Origin of the sequence: Flavobacterium sp. 1, from assembly GCF_002797935.1 — a bacterium.
GTDB lineage: Bacteria > Bacteroidota > Bacteroidia > Flavobacteriales > Flavobacteriaceae > Flavobacterium.
Genome location: NZ_PGER01000001.1, coordinates 3,946,488 through 3,963,755, shown reverse-complemented (window position 1 = coordinate 3,963,755; position 17,268 = coordinate 3,946,488). Strand labels below are relative to the sequence as shown.

At 36.2% G+C, this 17,268-nt stretch carries 14 protein-coding genes; 8 read left to right on the top strand and 6 right to left on the bottom strand.

The genetic code is table 11. The annotated features are described in order from the left end of the window. Positions 1-2: 2 nt before the first annotated feature. Complete coding sequence (nhaA, locus tag CLU83_RS15945) at positions 3-1,166, bottom strand: Na+/H+ antiporter NhaA (RefSeq protein WP_100432520.1); 1,164 nt, start codon at positions 1,164-1,166, stop codon at positions 3-5. A 344-nt stretch (positions 1,167-1,510) separates the two neighbouring features. Between nhaA and CLU83_RS15940 the strand changes: the two genes are divergently transcribed. From CLU83_RS15940 to CLU83_RS15930, 3 genes are all read left to right on the top strand, one after another. Next, positions 1,511-2,461 carry a 2-hydroxyacid dehydrogenase gene (locus CLU83_RS15940; RefSeq protein ID WP_100432519.1) on the top strand — a complete coding sequence of 317 codons (951 nt, stop codon included), beginning with the start codon at positions 1,511-1,513 and terminating at the stop codon, positions 2,459-2,461. A 93-nt stretch (positions 2,462-2,554) separates the two neighbouring features. Next, a complete protein-coding gene (locus CLU83_RS15935) occupies positions 2,555-2,935 on the top strand; it encodes a DUF4234 domain-containing protein (protein ID WP_100432518.1) in 381 nt (126 codons plus the stop codon). Between the two features lie 7 nt (positions 2,936-2,942). Next, entirely contained in the window at positions 2,943-3,380 is a 438-nt protein-coding gene (locus tag CLU83_RS15930; protein ID WP_100432517.1) for a DUF2752 domain-containing protein, read from the top strand. Between the two features lie 47 nt (positions 3,381-3,427). Here the strand turns inward: CLU83_RS15930 and CLU83_RS15925 are convergent, their stop codons facing one another. After that, entirely contained in the window at positions 3,428-5,242 is a 1,815-nt protein-coding gene (locus CLU83_RS15925; RefSeq protein WP_100432516.1) for a GNAT family N-acyltransferase, read from the bottom strand. 196 nt (positions 5,243-5,438) lie between these two features. Here CLU83_RS15925 and CLU83_RS15920 point away from each other — a divergent pair, with 196 nt between their 5' ends. From CLU83_RS15920 to CLU83_RS15910, 3 genes are all read left to right on the top strand, one after another. Beyond that, positions 5,439-6,200 (top strand): exodeoxyribonuclease III, encoded by a 762-nt coding sequence (locus CLU83_RS15920; RefSeq protein WP_100432515.1) that lies wholly within the window; start codon positions 5,439-5,441, stop codon positions 6,198-6,200. 167 nt (positions 6,201-6,367) lie between these two features. Further along, complete coding sequence (locus CLU83_RS15915; protein ID WP_100432514.1) at positions 6,368-7,306, top strand: OmpA family protein; 939 nt, start codon at positions 6,368-6,370, stop codon at positions 7,304-7,306. Positions 7,307-7,589: 283 nt separating this feature from the next. Then, on the top strand, positions 7,590-8,627 hold the full coding sequence (locus CLU83_RS15910) for an aldo/keto reductase (protein ID WP_100432513.1): 1,038 nt from the start codon (positions 7,590-7,592) through the stop codon (positions 8,625-8,627). A gap of 56 nt (positions 8,628-8,683) precedes the next feature. Here the strand turns inward: CLU83_RS15910 and CLU83_RS15905 are convergent, their stop codons facing one another. From CLU83_RS15905 to CLU83_RS15895, 3 genes are all read right to left on the bottom strand, one after another. Continuing rightward, complete coding sequence (locus CLU83_RS15905) at positions 8,684-10,339, bottom strand: DUF4139 domain-containing protein (protein WP_100432512.1); 1,656 nt, start codon at positions 10,337-10,339, stop codon at positions 8,684-8,686. Positions 10,340-10,400: 61 nt separating this feature from the next. Continuing rightward, positions 10,401-11,024, bottom strand: coding sequence for a murein L,D-transpeptidase catalytic domain-containing protein (locus tag CLU83_RS15900; protein ID WP_100432511.1), 624 nt, complete (start codon positions 11,022-11,024; stop codon positions 10,401-10,403). Positions 11,025-11,080: 56 nt separating this feature from the next. After that, positions 11,081-12,241, bottom strand: a complete 1,161-nt coding sequence (locus CLU83_RS15895) for a VWA domain-containing protein (RefSeq protein ID WP_100432510.1) — start codon at positions 12,239-12,241, stop codon at positions 11,081-11,083. A gap of 377 nt (positions 12,242-12,618) precedes the next feature. On the opposite strand from CLU83_RS15895, the gene CLU83_RS15890 reads away from it, so the two are divergent. Together CLU83_RS15890 and CLU83_RS15885 are read left to right on the top strand one after the other, a co-directional pair. Then, positions 12,619-14,436, top strand: a complete 1,818-nt coding sequence (locus tag CLU83_RS15890; RefSeq protein WP_100432509.1) for a histidine kinase — start codon at positions 12,619-12,621, stop codon at positions 14,434-14,436. Then, positions 14,433-15,179, top strand: a complete 747-nt coding sequence (locus CLU83_RS15885) for a LytTR family DNA-binding domain-containing protein (RefSeq protein ID WP_100432508.1) — start codon at positions 14,433-14,435, stop codon at positions 15,177-15,179. The genes CLU83_RS15890 and CLU83_RS15885 overlap by 4 nt, the downstream gene beginning before the upstream one ends. 95 nt (positions 15,180-15,274) lie before the next feature. Here the strand turns inward: CLU83_RS15885 and CLU83_RS15880 are convergent, their stop codons facing one another. Further along, a complete protein-coding gene (locus tag CLU83_RS15880) occupies positions 15,275-17,236 on the bottom strand; it encodes a transglycosylase domain-containing protein (protein ID WP_100433774.1) in 1,962 nt (653 codons plus the stop codon). Between the last annotated feature and the right edge of the window lie 32 nt (positions 17,237-17,268).

The following is a 17,268-nucleotide window of genomic DNA, read 5'->3' as shown; positions in this document are numbered from 1 at the left end:
ATTTATTTGATTTTAATCGATTTTTCAGTCTCTTTAAAAGTCAGTTTAAGCCATATAAAACCAAAAGTTCCAGACAGAAACGAAGCAATTAAAATTGCAATTTTTGAGTAGGTTATGACTTCCTCTCCATCGTTTTTAAAAGCCAATAACGTGATGAAAATAGACATAGTAAATCCGATGCCGCCGAGCATTCCTGCGCCCAAAATGTTTTTCCATTTCAAATCTTTAGGTAATTTACTAATGCCCAAACTCACGGCAAGAAAAGAAAAAAGCCAAATTCCCAGCGGTTTTCCTACCACAAGACCTAAAATAATTCCTATTGAGTTTTCATGGCTTAACCCTTCATGCCAGTTTGTGTGTATTGGAATACAGGTATTAGCTATTGCGAATAAAGGGAGGATGACAAAAGCTACTGGATGATGCAGAAAATACTGCAGTCTGTACGAAGCTGTTTCTTTTCCTCCATCGCCAAACGGAATTACAAAGGCCAGTAATACTCCCGTTATGGTTGCGTGAACCCCCGAATTCAGCATAAAATACCACATAAAAACACCTCCAATTAAATAAGGCATTAGATAATGCACTTTACGTCGGTTCAGGATAAACAAGAAGCCCATGATGGCAAAAGCTATAAGCAGGTTGTTAAATGCGATGGTTTGTGTATAAAATAGAGCAATGACAAGAATTGCTCCCAAATCATCAATAACGGCCAGTGCTGTCAGGAAGATTTTTAATGAGGCTGGAATGCGGTTGCCTAATAATGACAAAACACCAATAGCAAAAGCGATGTCGGTAGCCATAGGAATTCCAGCTCCGTTTTGGGTAAGTGTTCCGAGGTTTAAAATCATAAAAATTCCCGCGGGTACAATCATTCCGCCCAAAGCTCCGAAAATGGGCAGAACTGCGTTTTTGATATTAGCCAATTCACCGTGATATAATTCACGTTCCAATTCTAAACCAATAAGTAAAAAGAAAATGGTCATTAACCCGTCATTAATCCAATGTGTAATGGAATGATGCCCTATTTCGGTTTCCCAAAAAGCGATATATTCCGTTTGAATGGAGGAATTGGCCAGCAATAAGGAAACTATGGTTACGAAAAGAAGCAAAAGACCACCCGCTTTTTCGCTTTGAAAAAAGGCAGTAAACGTTTGGGTTAATTTCATCTTTTTATTAGGATTTGAAAGTAAATGGCTAATTTAAGCATTGTAGGTTAATTAATTACTCTGGATTCAAATTATAAACATAAGGCAGTGACATCAGTTATCTTATTCCAGATTCGTATTTTTTTAATAAAATCTCTATACTGAAGCAATATCTTGCAGCAAAATTAGCGCACACGAGCGAAGTGAATTGATAAAGTGAATTAATTTGTCCAAAATTTAAAATTCAGCTTTTCAATAAATAAATCTGCGAATTTGCGGTTATTATTAAAGCTAATGCGCTTGACCCGTTATTAACAGTGATTTTTTAATTAATTTTGAAACTCTAATTTAGTAATATTTTTTATATGGACATCAAAATCCTTCATATTGACAGCAATCATCCCCTGCTTTGGGAACAATTGGGACAGGCTGGTTTCATCAATCACGCCGATTTTACTTCTTCCAAACAGGAAATTGAAGCTAAAATTCAAGATTATCAAGGAATCGTTATCCGAAGCCGTTTTAAAATAGACAAACAGTTTTTGGACAAAGCCACAAATCTGCAGTTTATAGCCAGAGTAGGAGCGGGTCTGGAAAGTATTGATTGTGATTATGCCACCTCAAAGAATGTAGCACTAATAGCCGCTCCAGAAGGAAATTGTAACGCAGTTGGCGAGCATACTTTAGGAATGATTTTGTCTTTGTTCAACAAATTAAATATAGCCGACAGCGAGATCCGTTCCGGCGAATGGAATAGAGAAAAAAACCGCGGTTATGAGCTCAACGGCAAAACGGTCGGGATTATTGGATACGGAAATATGGGAAAGGCTTTTGCTAAAAAACTTCGTGGTTTTGAGGTAGAAGTGTTGTGTTATGACATTAAGGAAAATGTGGGCGATGCCAATGCCAGACAGGTTTCACTGAAGGAATTACAACAAAAAACCGATGTATTGAGCCTGCACATTCCGTGGACGCCCGAAACCGATAAGATGGTGGATTCGGATTTTATTAATGCTTTCTCAAAAGACATCTGGATCATCAATACTTCAAGGGGGAAAAACATAATAACTGCCGATTTGGTTACCGCGATACAATCTGGTAAAGTACTTGGTGCAGGATTGGATGTTTTGGAATATGAGAAATTGTCTTTTGAAAACCTTTTTCAAGATAAAAACACTCCAGAAGCTTTCCAGTATTTATTGGATGGACGAAAAGTGATTTTGACCCCTCATATTGCTGGCTGGACTTACGAAAGCCATGAGCGGTTAGCTCAGGTGATTGTTGATAAAATTAAAGCTTTGTATGGGAAAAGTTAATATTGTAAGGTTTTTAATTGTTTAAAAAATAGGAGTTTGTGATATTTTTTATAATTTAGTCCAAATATCTAATCAATCATTTAATTATAAGTTATGGAAATCAAAACAGAAGAAACTTGGAACACGCCCAGAAATCCAATACCAACATTCAAAGTTGACCCAATTGTAGTGTTAATTTTGAGTTTTTTAACCTGTGGACTGTATTTAATTTATTGGAATTTAAAAGCATCTGAAGTATTAAATGCAGTTGCAGAGAGAGAAATTATCTCAAGTCCTATAGCTATTTTTGCAGGCTGCTGCTATCCTATAAATGGCTATTTCTTTTATCTGGCTGGAAAAGAGGGTTTGCCTGCTGTTCAAAAAAGAATGGGAATACAAGTTAAAGATGATTCGTTGCTTTATTTGATTTTAGGCTTGTTTTTTCCAATGGTTGCAGCAATGATTGTACAAAACGAAATCAACAAGCTGTATTAATAAAGAAATGAAACGACAACGCAAAATACTCGGAATTATAGGGGCTGTATTAACCCTTGTAATTCCGTTTTTTTTAATGCTGCACAATCAGAATAATCATCTTGAAACGGATCAGTCTTTATGTCCCTTCAAGATGCTTACAGGATTTCCTTGTCCGGGTTGCGGCATAACAAAGTCATTGGTTTATTTCTATGAGGGAGATTTATATAAAAGCCTTTATTATCATATTTTGGGGCCTTTTGTAGTTCTTTTTTGCGTAGTGACAATATTCGTTTTATTAGCCGAATTATTTACAAAAAAAGAGTATTTCAATGGAATTTTGTACAATAAAAAACTGGCTTATTTCCTAGCTTGTTTTCTGATATGCTATCAAATAGTGAGAATTACTTATTTTGTAGAAAATAATACCTGCGATTCTATTTTAAAAGAATCTATTTGGAAATAAAAAAACCCGAAATTTTCGGGCTTTTTTATACTTATCAACCAAGAGATTTACTCTTGTTCGTGTTCTTCCTTATCATTTAGCTTGCGTTCCAATTCGGCCTGAAATTCTTCCATCACGGGTTTCATTGTGCTTTCAGGGATATCTGAAATTCGAATGTACATTAATCCATCGATCGCATTGTTGAATAAAGGGTCAACATTAAATGCAACCAATTTTGCGTTTTGTTTAATGTATTTTTTAATCAACACCGGAAGCCTTAAAATTCCTGGTTCCAGTTCGTCAATCAGCTTGTCAAATTTATTCAAATCGGCTTCAGCTTCATCAAAAATAAAATCTTTGTCCGCATCTTTTAGTTTAACTTTGAACTCTTTTTTAGGATGTACATACTGCGCAATATAAGGATCATAATAGTGGGATTTCATAAACTCTATCATCAAAGATTTTGAGAAATCCGAAAATTGATTGCTGATGCTCACACCGCCCAATAAATATTTATGTTCCGGATAGTGTAAAGTAGTATGTATAATTCCTCTCCATAATAAGAACAGCGGCATTGGTTTTTGCTGATAATCTTTAATGATAAAAGCCCTTCCCATATCGATAGACTTACTCATCATATCGTGAAGTTCAGGCTCAAAACGGAATAGTCCATTCAAATAAAAACCTTCAATGCCATATTTAGGATAAATATGGGATCCCAATCCCATGCGGTAAGCCCCGGCAATTTGTTTGGTATCATCATCCCACAAAAAGAGATGGCGGTAATATTGATCATATTTGTCAATGTCAATGGACTCGTTAGTTCCTTCGCCTACTTCTCTAAAAGTAATTTCGCGCAAACGGCCAATTTCATGGAGGATATTTGGAATTTGTTTGGCCTCGGCAAAAAATACTTCGTAATTTTTGCTTTGCAAAAGACGAAGATCTGCTGTTCTCAAAGCTTCTACCTCGGCAATCATTTTCTCTGTACTGGCAGGAGTAACAATCTTTTTTGGAGGTTTTGAAGGTATTAGGTTAGCGGTATTCAAAAAATTATTTTCTTTTTCAAACGGATTCGCCAGCATGTAGGTTTTTTTTCTCAAAAATTCCGTGTATTCTTCAATCGATTCATATTCGTTTTGCTCGGTAACCGAAATAGGTTTTCCAACCCTCACTTTGATAATGCGATCCTTCTGTGTCAATAATTCCGAAGGAAGTTTGGCTGTTCTAAGTGTGTCATTTATTTTCGATAAAAAATAAAATAAACGGCTGTTTTTGGCATGAAAATAAATAGGTACTACGGGAACTTGCGCTTTTCGGATTACTTTTATAGCGCCTTCTTCCCAAGCTTTGTCTACTACAAGTTTGCCGTCTTTATAGGTCGAAACTTCACCGGCAGGAAACATTCCCAGCGGTTTTCCGTCTCTAAGGTGGCGCAGCGTTTCCTTAATTCCCACAACACTTGACTTGGCATCTTTGTGGTTTTCAAAAGGATTCACCGGCATGATGTAAGGCTTCATCGGGTCAATGCGGTGCAGTAAAAAATTGGCGATTATTTTAAAATTGGGCTCTTTTTCGAGCATTAATTTCAATAGTAAAATACCGTCAATTCCTCCAAGCGGATGATTCGAGATGGTAATATAGGCACCATCTTTCGGCAAACGTTTAAAATCTTCTTCCGGAATCTCAAATTTAATTTGAAACTCATCTAATATAGCATTCAAGAACGGCAGCTCTTTCAAATGTTTGTTGCGGTCGTATATTTTGTTTAATGTCGAAATCTTTAAAACTTTCATCAGCAACCAACCTGAAAAAGTGCCGAAAACTCCGTACTTGTCCGTATTTATTGCCTTTGCAACTTCTTTAGCGGTAACTAAACCCATTTATTTTTCTTTTTTGAGCAAGAGACAAAGATAGCAAAATACTCCATTTTTTATGTTTTTTTTTGAATCAATCTTTTTACTTTTTATTACTTTTGGATTCCACAGCAGAAAATAATCCAAGGTTCTGATAGAAAAGAGAGTAGAAGAATCTTCTTACTGTGCATACTATTTCGGATATAAAAACAAATTTAGATACATGAAAATAATCTCATACAACGTAAACGGAATTCGGGCAGCAATCACCAAAGGATTTATTGAATGGCTGCAGCACGCCAATCCTGATGTTATCTGTTTACAGGAAATCAAAGCTACTGAAGAACAAATCCCTGTATCTGACATCGCAGCAGCTGGTTATCCTTACCAATACTATTATCCAGCCACCAAAAAAGGCTATAGCGGCGTGGCGATTCTTTCCAAAATAAAACCTAATAACGTGGTGTATGGAACAGGAATCCAGCACATGGATTTCGAAGGGAGAAACCTTCGTGCCGATTTTGATGACTGCTCTGTAATGAGTTTATACTTACCATCGGGAACCAATATTGACCGTCTGAGCCACAAATTTATGTACATGGATAACTTTCAAAATTACATAGACGAACTCAAAAAAAGCATTCCCAATCTAATTATTTGCGGGGATTACAACATTTGCCACGAGGCGATAGATATTCATGACCCTATCAGAAACAAAAACGTATCAGGTTTCCTACCCGAAGAAAGAGCTTGGCTGGATAAATTCATGAAATCTGGTTTTGTAGACAGTTTTCGTCATTTCAACAGCGAACCGCATCAATATTCGTGGTGGAGCTATCGTGCGGGAGCCCGCGGGAATAACAAGGGCTGGCGCATCGATTACAATTTAGTGAGCGATTCCCTAAAACATAAACTGAAAAGAGCCGTTATATTGCCAGATGCCATGCATTCTGATCATTGTCCCGTTTTGGTTGAAATTGAGTGAGATAATTTCAATATCAATGGCAATTGAAAAAGAAAATAATGAAAGTTATAAGGAGCTAATCCAGCTATCTGTTCCAAAAGATTTCCACTTTTATCTGGTTAGGGCATTCCGTATTTCAAGAACTGTTACCCCAAAATACTACACATAAATATTTAAATTTAACAAAAATGATTAAAAAAATTTCTATCGGACTTTTAATATTGGCATTGTCAACTTCTTGCGTTTCCAAGAAGATCTACAATGAACTAGAAACCAAGTTTGCCGATTTAAAAAAAGAAAACAGAGCCATTTCAGACGAGAATGCAGCTTTATTGGCCTCCAAAACACAATTGCAATCTGAGAAAGAAGCACTGAAAAAGAATTTGGACGATGTAAATGCTAATCTGGCCAAAGTCCAAGCTGATTATGAAGCAGCCAAGAACAAAATGAAAGTGATGCAGGATTCGTATGCAGCTTTAGAAAAAAACAGTGATGAAGCCTTGGAAGCCAATATGAAAAAGAACCGCGATTTATTGGCGCAACTGGATGCTAAAGCAAAAGCATTGGCACTAGAACAGGAAAAATTAAATGAAAGCAGCCAGCGTTTAAAAGAACTGGAAGATTTAATTGCTGCCAAAGAAGCCAGCATGAAAAAACTAAAAGAAACGCTTTCTAAAGCACTGAATGGTTTTGAAGGGAAAGGACTTACAGTAGAACAAAAAAACGGTAAAGTTTATGTTTCTATGGAAAACAAACTGCTTTTCAATTCGGGAAGCTGGGCTGTAGGTAGTGAAGGGAAAAAAGCAGTTGTCGAAGTTGGAAAAGTTTTGGGTGACAATCCAGATATTTCCGTATTGATAGAAGGGCACACCGATAATGATCCGTATGAAGGTTCAGGACCAATTGCTGACAACTGGGATCTTTCGACCAAAAGAGCAACAGCTATTGTTACTATTTTGGGCGAGAACAAAAAAGTAAACAAACAAAATCTTACGGCAGCAGGAAGAAGCGAATATTCTCCATTAGCAAGTAATACTACAGCCGAAGGAAAAGCTAAAAACCGAAGAATCGAAATTATCCTGACTCCAAAATTGGACGAAATTTCAAAAATGCTGAATGAGTTTTAGCAGAAAGATACTGAGTTGCTGAGATTCTATGAAACTAAGTTTAAAAAGGTTCGCGTGTAAACGTTGAACCTTTTTTGTTAAACTCAAAATTCACATTCTGATTATGGCGTTTAAAAAAACACAATAAAAAAATCCATGCAAATCTGTTTGATCCGTTACATCTGTGGGCTATTTCGCAATCTAGATTAAAATTAAGTTAGGCCAATCCACAATCGATTAACTAATTTTTATCTTTGCATTCAAAAAAAACTTAGCGTCTTAGAATCTTAGCCACTTAAAAAAAATGAAATACACTACTTTACCGAACACCAATATCAAAGTCAGTAAAATATGCCTTGGAACAATGACTTTTGGACAGCAAAACACTGAATACGAAGGACATGCCCAAATGGATTATGCGCTTGAGAAAGGAGTTAATTTTTTTGATACTGCCGAGATGTATTCCATTCCGAGCAGAGAAGAAACGTACGGAAGTACCGAGAAAATCATTGGAACCTGGTTCAAGAAAACTGGAAGAAGGGAAGAAGTAGTTTTGGCTTCCAAAATCGCAGGACCGAATCCTAATTTTGGCTACATGCGTGAAAAGCTGGATTTTTCTCCTGCGAGTATTCAATATGCTTTAGATAAAAGTTTGCAGCGACTTCAAACTGATTATTTAGATCTCTATCAGCTGCATTGGCCGGAACGTAAAACCAATTGCTTTGGACAGCGAGGACTTAAAGTTCAAGACGATGCCTGGGAAGATAATTTCCACGAAGTTCTGGAAACATTGGATGGTTTGATAAAAGCTGGAAAAATAAAGCACATTGGGGTTTCCAATGAAAATCCGTGGGGAATAATGCGTTTTTTGGAAGAAAGCAAATACAATAATTTGCCTAGAATTAAAACCATTCAAAATCCATATTCATTATTGAACCGCCTTTTCGAAAATGCTTCAGCCGAGGTTTGTCTTCGTGAAAATGTGGGATTATTGGCGTATTCGCCATTAGCTTTTGGCGTTTTATCAGGTAAATTTTTGACAGGTGAAAGTCATCCAAATGCGAGATTGAGCCTGTTTCCACAATATACAAGATACAGCAGTGCAAAATGTGCAGAAGCTGCCAAATTGTATCATGAAATAGCCCATAAACATGGATTGACATTGATTGAATTGGCTTTAGCTTTTGTACAGCAGCAGTCTTTTGTAACGAGCAGTATCATTGGCGCAACAACAATGGAACAGCTTAAAGAAAATATTGCAACTATTGATATTGTTTTGTCGAAAGAAATCTTAAATGATATTAATGCTATTCAGGCTGTTATTCCTGATCCCGCGCCATAATTTAAATGACGTAAAAAACCCTGTCAGTGTTCAAAACGATGACAGGGTTAATTTTTTTATAAATTCTCTATAATCTCATCTTTAGGATACCGCACTTTGTAACTGATCCTGATTTTCTTGGTTTCATTTGGCTTCATCTGTAGCTGCCAAGTCAGGATTCCTGTTTCAGCGTTAATTTTAGCATTGTCACTTTGCAGTAATTCAACTTCAATGTCTTTATTAGAACTCAACGGATATTGATCTTTCAGTAACATTTCGATTGCGTCTTTTTTGTTGTTTCTTAGGGTGATGTCAAAGGTAAAAGTCTGTTCTTTTTTGGAAGACAAAAATTTAGTACCCGACTGATCGACCACTTTTTCACGTTTGATGGTCACTTTTTTATCACGGCCCATACTCAAACTCAAAGTGTCACTGGTCTGATTCGGTTCTATAAAAGTCTTACCTACATACATACCTTCAAAAATGATATTGGCTTCCCCTCTCAACAGATTGTATTTACTGTAATCCGCAATTTGTGCCAGTAAAAAAGCGTCTTTTTCTGCTTTAGGCACGGCATAAAATTTATAAGATGCTGGAAGTTTGATTTCTTTTAGCGAGACGCTGTGTACTTTTCCATTCGATAAAATATCATAAGGGATATCAATATCAAATGAAATATTCAGTTGATTTTCAGAAACGGTGGTGTAGTTTGAAACTGAAGATTCTGCGGCCATTATCGGTTGTGCATTCATTTCTTCCTTACCAATTTGAATACCTGCGACTCTTCCCTGCAATTGATTCGCTACTCCTTTTCTCTTAGAACCATAGCCAACTACAACTACTTCTTGTAATTGGTTATTCGTTTTGTAGTTTAAAAACCAAGAACTGAGTAAAGGTGCCTCATTATTCTGGTTAGGAATACCGCTGGACAAAGTCAGTTTTACTTTTTTCCAATCGATTCCAGTATTTTGGATGACCTGCGCTTTGTACATCATATTAATTGGTGCGGTTACGCTTTCGGTGCGTAAATCATAGAAAGGTGTCCACGAAGCATTATTTGACAAATAAGTAATGTCCAAAGGAATGGCTCCAGCCAAATTATTCATTACTTGAACAATTAGTTTTCCAGATGAGGTTTTCTCTTCTTTGCTCGTATCTACTTCGAGTTTGTTGTTTAGTTTTTGAAGGGTCTCATTCAGTTTTTGCTCTTTTTCGGTTAACGAATTTATGGTATTGGCGATTTCTGTCTGTTTGGCTTTGTAATAATCGACCATTTTCATTAATTCCATTACATTCAAACCCGAATTTATTCCTGAAACCTGTTGGTTTTTGTCTAACAGTGTCAGTGTTTTGGTTTCTGCATTTTTGGAATTTCCAACTTTTAAAAGTTCTTTTTGTACCAAAACAATACTGTCTTTCACTTTTTTTAAAGCTGGAGATTTCAAATCTATTTCATATTCCGAGACATAATCATTAGTGAATTGGACAGAAAGAACAGTTACTGTTGCAGGCGCGCCTATTTGAACCGAATTTTCATTCAGGTCAACTGCGACATTTTTGATTACGATTTCACTCGTGCCTATTGGCAAATTTACATTGGTAGTTTGCGAAATTTCGGCGGCATTAAAATATACGATTGCCGATTTTACTTTGGCAGTCGTAAAAATTGGTTTTTGTGCGAAAGCAAAAGCAGTAACCAATAGAAAAGCGGATAGTATTGTTTTTTTAAACATAAGTTGGTGTTTTAATTTTTATATGATACCCATTACAAATAACGAAAATTTCGATGGGCTTTCAATAGTAAATTGTAAGAATGATTTTCTTTTTTGAGTTGTCAATTATTTTTTCAATTGCCCCAAAGAAGCGTTCATTCACCATTGGACATCCGTAACTGTTGCAGATATCGTTTTCTTGTTCTTCAAATGGAACTCTGGAATATTTGTGTAAAACTACATTTCTGTCAAAAGCATTACTGTTAGTCTTGTCTAATCCATATAGTTTGTATGCTTTTCCAAAAGTGCCATTATACGAATTGCCAATGGAGTATTTCCCAAGCGAAGTACAAAGTGAATTGTTAGTATTGCTGAATTTTAGCTTTCCTGAGATTCCCGTTTCTGAACCTGAACCATGACCGACTAAGCCTTTATCAAGCAGTTTATTGTTTTTTAAATCATAAATGAAAAAGCGTTTTTTTCCAGATGTAATTCTCATGTCTATAAAAAAGCCAATTTCTGTGTTGTATTTTGAATCCCTATTTACAAACCGTTTAACTTCGCTTATTTGGCTTTCCAGTTTTTCTTCCGAAGAATAAACAGGTTCTGTTACTTTAGTTGTTTGGAGGTCATTTTTTTTATGCACGCAACTAAAACTTGCGCTAAAAACTCCAATTAAAATAAAAGCGAAGATTGTTTTTTTCATATAAACAGGATTCTTTTTTTGATATATAGCTTTACAGTTTTCCCAAAGATAAATATTTATTTATCTACAGTATAACCTTTCACTTTTGCTAGAGACACAATTGAAGTGCTGATTGCATTTCCCAAATCGTCTTGTGACTTTGTTTTTTTGGTTTCGGCATCGATGTATTGCTGGCGTTTTTTGGCCAATTCACCAATTTCTTTTTGGATTGTTTCTCTTTCTTTGGTTTTTTGTGTTACAATCACTTCCAATTCGGCTTCCGATTTGTTTTGAAGTTCAGTGGGCAATTCTTCTTTTTTTATTTTTGCAATGGCTTTTGGATCTTCTTTTACGCGGTCAACTAAGTCCCAGCTTTCATTTTTGTACACTGCTTTGGATTTGCTTACGGCGCGTTCGGCATAATTGGCAGATGAAACTCCTTGTGCATTTTTGTCTTGCACTTCTTGGTTCATTTTTTTGGAAGAACCTTTTGATCCGTAGCCAATATAGGTGTTATTTATCTTTACATTGCATTTGGATATTTGATCGTCATAAGGCGTTGATACATATTGAACAGATAAGTTGGAATCAATGTTGAAGTATTTTCCTTTGCCATAATCGGCACCGTCTTTCCAAAAGGTATTAATGCCTTCCATACTGCTTCCGCAAAAAATAGTGTTCACATAAATATCGTTTTTCAGCGCATCGCTTATGGCTTCTTTATAATTTATTCCGCCTTGGTTGAAAGCCTCGTTTCCTGCAATGTAAATGAGTTTCATATTGCTGTTTTCTTTTCCCCATTGCAGTTTCTTGGTGGCATCTTGGATTACCGCACCGCAATATTCGTTACCACCGTTGGTTTTTAAAGCAAATAATTTTTCGGAAATCAAGTCCAAGTCGGTGCTGAGAGGCGTTACTTGTCTGATATAATTAGATTGTTGCGCCAATCCGTCATTGCCGTATTCATATAAAGCAATTTCGATATCGGGAGTTTTACCGGAATATTTAAGGGTAATTAGCGTGTTTACAATATTCCAAAGCCTTGATTTGGCTTGATCGATTAATCCGTCCATGCTATTGGAAGTATCTAACAAAAGCGCTACTTGAATTTTGGTATTTTCAGTTGCTTTTGGTTCTCTACAAGTGTCATTTTTGATGGGTTTTGCATTCGAAGAATTATAGCTTGCGAAAGAAAGTGTTGTTGCCAAAAGCGCCGAGATAAATAGAGTCGATTTCATGATTTATAGTTTTAAGGGTTGATTACAGATCAAACTTAGAAACTAAAAACACCCATTTTTTGGACAAATGGTGAAACGGCCTTTTCACTTGGTGAAACGAGTTGTAAAAGGAGTTTAAAATACTTTACTTTACAGAGTGGATTTTTTTTGGGAGTTTCTAAGATTCTAAGTTGCTGAGATTCTAAGTGTCTTGGAGTTTTAGCCTCTTAATAGCTTAAAAAGACTAAATATTTCTTCTTAGCCCCGATTGCAGAGGAAATCCTTGTTTGCCGGGGTTCGGCAAACAAGATTGTAACGGAAAGCGGGACTAATGCTGATAAAAAGACCAAATCTTTCTGCTCCAAACTATTATTAATTTGCTTAGAAACTTAAAAAAAATGCGTTTACTGACTGTATATTTTTTCTTCCTTCTTGGTTTGTTGTTGCCTTTTGGCACGATGGCGCAGGATTCTTTGTCCAAAAGCAAAGCGATGTCCGCTTCTAAGATGAGTAGGGCAACCTATGATTTACAAAAATCTTTGGATGTAAATGACGAAGCGAAGATTGCTCAAAATTATGAGCGGTTGGCCAATGAATTTCAAAATAAAGGAGATTACGCGAAGGCCGAAGAATATTTTAAAAAAGCGATTGCCAGTTACACCAAATTAAAGCTGTCGGATGATGTAACCCGCATAACGAGATGCCTCGCTAAAGTGCAGGAATCCCAGAAAGACTATAAATCGGCGATTAAGAGTTACGAAGTCGCGGGCGATATATCGGAAGATAAAAGCCTTGAAAAAATAAATTCGAATGACGCCAATCGCTTGCGTTCTGCGGCAAGTCCGGTGGCTCAAGTAGGTTATCTCAATTCGAATATTGAGTTACTTAAAAAGGAAAATAAAGAAGAAGAAGTTTCGGCGGCTTATGTTCAAAAAGCTGAGAATTCATTGAAGCAAAAAAACAAGGAAGTTGCGATAGAAAGTTACAATCAGGCGCTCGCTTACGCAAAAGGAAAACCGGCAGCAATCATCAAAATTAATAATGAAATTGCCAAAGTTTACGCTTCAGACAACCAATTTGAGAAAGCAATTGGTATTAACGAAAAGCTTTTGGCGGAAGCCAAAACCAATCAGGATTTCAGCACTCAAATAAAACAATTGCAGTCATTATCAGTTCTTTATTTCAAAAAAGAAGATCCGAATAAAGCAGTCACTGCTTTGAAGGAAGCCTTTTCTTTGGCATTGCAAAAAGGAAATTCTGCCGAAGCCAAAAAGAGTTTGATTTCGTTGACTCAGTATTACAATAGAAAAGGGAATAACAAGGAAAGTTTGGCGTTATACGATCAATTTCTTCAAAATTTTGATCAATTAGTACAATTGGATACGACTTTGATTGACACAAAAGCGTTTCAGGTTAGCGAAGATAAAATTCGCCAATTGGAAAAAGAGAAATCGTTGAAAGATGAACTAATCACAAAGACAAATACTTTTAATTACTTTCTTTTGGGCTCCATAGGTTTGCTTTTATTGCTGTTTTTGTGGATTGTAAAAACGCTTTTTTCAATTAAAACCAAGAACAAAGAAATAGCATTGCAGTCGTTGCGTCGTGAAATGAATCCGCATTTTATTTTCAACAGTCTTAACAGCGTTAACCAGTTTATAGCCGAAAACAAGGAACGCGAAGCCAATAAATACTTGACTTCCTACTCAAATTTGATGCGAAATACGATGGAGAATTCCAACAAGGATTTCATCACATTGGACAATGAATTGGAACAATTGAAAAAGTATTTGGAGTTAGAACATTTGCGTTTTCAGGATAAGTTTGATTTCAAAATAAGCGTTGACCCAGAATTGGATGCAGAAAGAACAATGGTTCCCAATATGATTATTCAGCCTCATTTGGAGAATGCCATTTGGCACGGATTACGTTATTTGGACACCAAAGGATTATTGCAATTGCAGGTTCAGTTAACCAACGGGAAAGTGGTGATTCGTATTGAAGATAACGGCATTGGTTTGACCAAGAGCCAAGAGCTGAAAACGATTAATCAAAAAGCGCATGAATCGCGGGGAATGAGCAATACGAAAGAGCGCATTGGTCTGCTTAATGAATTGTACAAAAAGAATATTTCTTTTCAAATTTTTGAGAAAGCCTTGCCGGAAACAGGAACTGTAGTAGAAATTGTTTTTCCATTAATTGATAAAATAGGATGAGTTTTCAAAAGATAAAAAGCGTAATTGTCGAAGATGAATTGGCTGCACGAGAGGTGCTTAAGAATTATTTGAGCAAATATTGTCCGCAAGTGGAGGTTATTGGCGAAGCCCAAAATATAAAAGAAGCTGTTCCGCTGCTGCACAAATTACAGCCACAATTGGTTTTTCTGGATGTCGAAATGCCTTTTGGGAATGCTTTTGATGTGCTCGAAGCCTGCAAGGATTTGCATTTTGAGACTATTTTTGTAACGGCTTTTTCGGAGTATTCTTTGAAAGCTTTAAATCAAAGCGCAGCCTACTATTTGCTGAAACCCATTAGCATTGAAGAATTAATCGTGGCGGTAAACAAAGTGCATCATCAAATTCTAAATCAGGAAATTTTTAATAGAAACAAGATAATCGTTGAAAATTTTCAGGAACAAAAACCCGAAAAACAGCAGGTAATTTTACCAACATTGGAAGGTTTTGAAGTAGTTAGAATGGAAGAAATCGTTCGCCTTCGCGGTAATGGTAATTTTACCGATTTATATCTTCACAATGGAAATAAGAAAATGGTTTGCCGTTTTTTAAAGCATTTCTCAGAAATCCTGCCTTTGCCTTTTATCCGAGTTCATAAATCCCATATCATCAATTTGAACTGTGTGAAATCCTATAATAAAGGTGGTATTATTACCTTGAACGATGGTGCTGAAATTGAGGTTTCCCCGACTTATAAGGAAGATTTTCTGAGGAATTTTAAATGAAGGCTTAACCGCAATGTGCGCAAAGAATATCGCAAAGTTCGCTAAGCTTTGCGTTCATAGCGCTTCCTTTGCGAACTTAGCGGTTAAATAAATAATTAGAAATCAAATTCTTCTTTCACTGTCGTAGAATCAATAACAGTTGTATCTTTTACTTTGATGTTCAATAAGGAATGAGCACGGCCAGTAATTGTTATGGGAGATGACAAACCAATAGTGTCTTCAGGAACCAATAAACCTCGGCGAAACATTAGATTTCTCAGGAATGTCTGTTGCTTGGTAGCATAAGCTTTCTGCAAACCTTGCTGGTCAAACTGCCACATGAATTTCTTTGGTTTTGGGATTATCGTAGCGAGGAACAAACATTCGCGCACATTCAAATCGGCTGGTCTTTTCTGGAAATAAAATTCGGCAGCTTCGCCAATTCCATATACGTTTGGGCCCCATTCGATGATATTGAAATAAACCTCCAGCATACGTTGCTTGCTTGTGATTCGGTTGTTTTCTATGATGTATACCAACAGAATTTCTTCCAGTTTTCTTGACAAGGTTTTTTCTCTGGTAAGGAAAACGTTTTTTACCAATTGCATGCTTATTGTACTTGCTCCACGGGAGAATTTTTTGGTGCGGATGTTTTTAAGTATCGACTGTTTGAAGGCTTCGTTTATAAAACCATGATGCGACATAAAAGAAGGGTCTTCGGAGGTTAAAACACACTTTTGCAAGTAAGGAGAAATTTGGTCTAAAGGCGTGTAATACGGGTTACTTGCGCCTACAAAAACAGGTCGCTGCAGTACACCTTTATCGATAGCTCTATAGGTAAATTCTCCGTTTAATTTGGCAAGGTCTATATTCCCGTATTTGATTATGTTTACATTTTGTTTGTTTACATTACTTTTGAAAACAATGGTGTTCGGTCTGTTTTTGTTGAACATGAAGTCCAATTTATAATCAAAATCTCCCGTGGCTTCCATGCCTTGAAAATGGGTAAACAATCCGTCGGGAAGCGAAGTGATAAAATCCTGCGTCTTCATTTTTGGAGTGGTGATTTTTAGCCTGTAAACCGTATCTTCTTCTGTATTATAGGAAAGATAAGGGTGTATTTTTATTTTGTTAAACTGAAAAGTTGAACTGCTGTCAATCGAGATAAAATCGGAACCCAAGAGGAAACGGAAATCAAATCTGGCATTTTTGATGTTTACGTCTTTATTAGCGATTCTTTTATGGTTGACTTTTAAATTGGTAATCGAACTGTAGCCGTCAAAATGCAGTTCGCCATGACTCATTTCAATATTTTGGATTTTGAACCGGATGGAGTCAAAACTGGCTTTCAGGTTGTAACGTTCATCAAAATAGGGAACTTTGATCGCGCCAGTGTCAATATTGAAAAAACGCAGATCTCCTTTTTTATTTCTCGGGTCTGCTATTCCGTTGATTCTCCATCTTTGAGCAAAAGTATTGGTTTGAACATCGATGGATGATTCTAATTTGGTTTCGAATAAAGTTAGTTTTTTGAAGTTTACAGTTGCTTTTTTGCCATTATCATCCAGTTTGAAAACCAAATTTTCAAGTGTCATATCAGTTGGAACCAAATTAAGGACTTTGCTGATAATGCGATAGGCAAATTCTGCGTAATCTCTTTTTTTATTGCTAACTGGTTCATTTTTGTCTTTTTTTAGGAAAGCGCCAAAATTTTTGATTTTTCCTTTTTTGGTTAATTGAACATAACCGTTTTTTATTTCAAGAGTACCCAGCTGTACATCGCCAATAAGTAACCGCCATAAATTGACACTCGTTTTTATTTTTTGAATTTTAAAGATAGTATCCAGATTTTTTGGAGCCAAAGTGATTTCGTCCAATTCTATTCCGGAAACACCATCAAAAGAAGCTTTTTTTATGGCAAATTCGCTATTGTATTCTAGCTTCATTGTTGCTGAAACCTTATCGATGGCTTGATCCAAAAGTTCGTCCCTAAACACAAGAAAACCTATTAGTAGTGCAGCAATAACGATTCCAAGTATTTTGGAAGCAAGAAGGAACTTTTGTTTATTAGTTTTCATATTGAAGTAGGAAAGATAGTCTTTTTTTAAAA

Bases quoted from the DNA above. Each gene is read 5' to 3' on its own strand.
- nhaA (WP_100432520.1), bottom strand. From the start codon at position 1,166: ATGAAATTAACCCAAACGTTTACTGCCTTTTTTCAAAGCGAAAAAGCG.
- CLU83_RS15940 (WP_100432519.1), top strand. From the start codon at position 1,511: ATGGACATCAAAATCCTTCATATTGACAGCAATCATCCCCTGCTTTGG.
- CLU83_RS15935 (WP_100432518.1), top strand. From the start codon at position 2,555: ATGGAAATCAAAACAGAAGAAACTTGGAACACGCCCAGAAATCCAATA.
- CLU83_RS15930 (WP_100432517.1), top strand. From the start codon at position 2,943: ATGAAACGACAACGCAAAATACTCGGAATTATAGGGGCTGTATTAACC.
- CLU83_RS15925 (WP_100432516.1), bottom strand. From the start codon at position 5,242: ATGGGTTTAGTTACCGCTAAAGAAGTTGCAAAGGCAATAAATACGGAC.
- CLU83_RS15920 (WP_100432515.1), top strand. From the start codon at position 5,439: ATGAAAATAATCTCATACAACGTAAACGGAATTCGGGCAGCAATCACC.
- CLU83_RS15915 (WP_100432514.1), top strand. From the start codon at position 6,368: ATGATTAAAAAAATTTCTATCGGACTTTTAATATTGGCATTGTCAACT.
- CLU83_RS15910 (WP_100432513.1), top strand. From the start codon at position 7,590: ATGAAATACACTACTTTACCGAACACCAATATCAAAGTCAGTAAAATA.
- CLU83_RS15905 (WP_100432512.1), bottom strand. From the start codon at position 10,339: ATGTTTAAAAAAACAATACTATCCGCTTTTCTATTGGTTACTGCTTTT.
- CLU83_RS15900 (WP_100432511.1), bottom strand. From the start codon at position 11,024: ATGAAAAAAACAATCTTCGCTTTTATTTTAATTGGAGTTTTTAGCGCA.
- CLU83_RS15895 (WP_100432510.1), bottom strand. From the start codon at position 12,241: ATGAAATCGACTCTATTTATCTCGGCGCTTTTGGCAACAACACTTTCT.
- CLU83_RS15890 (WP_100432509.1), top strand. From the start codon at position 12,619: ATGCGTTTACTGACTGTATATTTTTTCTTCCTTCTTGGTTTGTTGTTG.
- CLU83_RS15885 (WP_100432508.1), top strand. From the start codon at position 14,433: ATGAGTTTTCAAAAGATAAAAAGCGTAATTGTCGAAGATGAATTGGCT.
- CLU83_RS15880 (WP_100433774.1), bottom strand. From the start codon at position 17,236: ATGAAAACTAATAAACAAAAGTTCCTTCTTGCTTCCAAAATACTTGGA.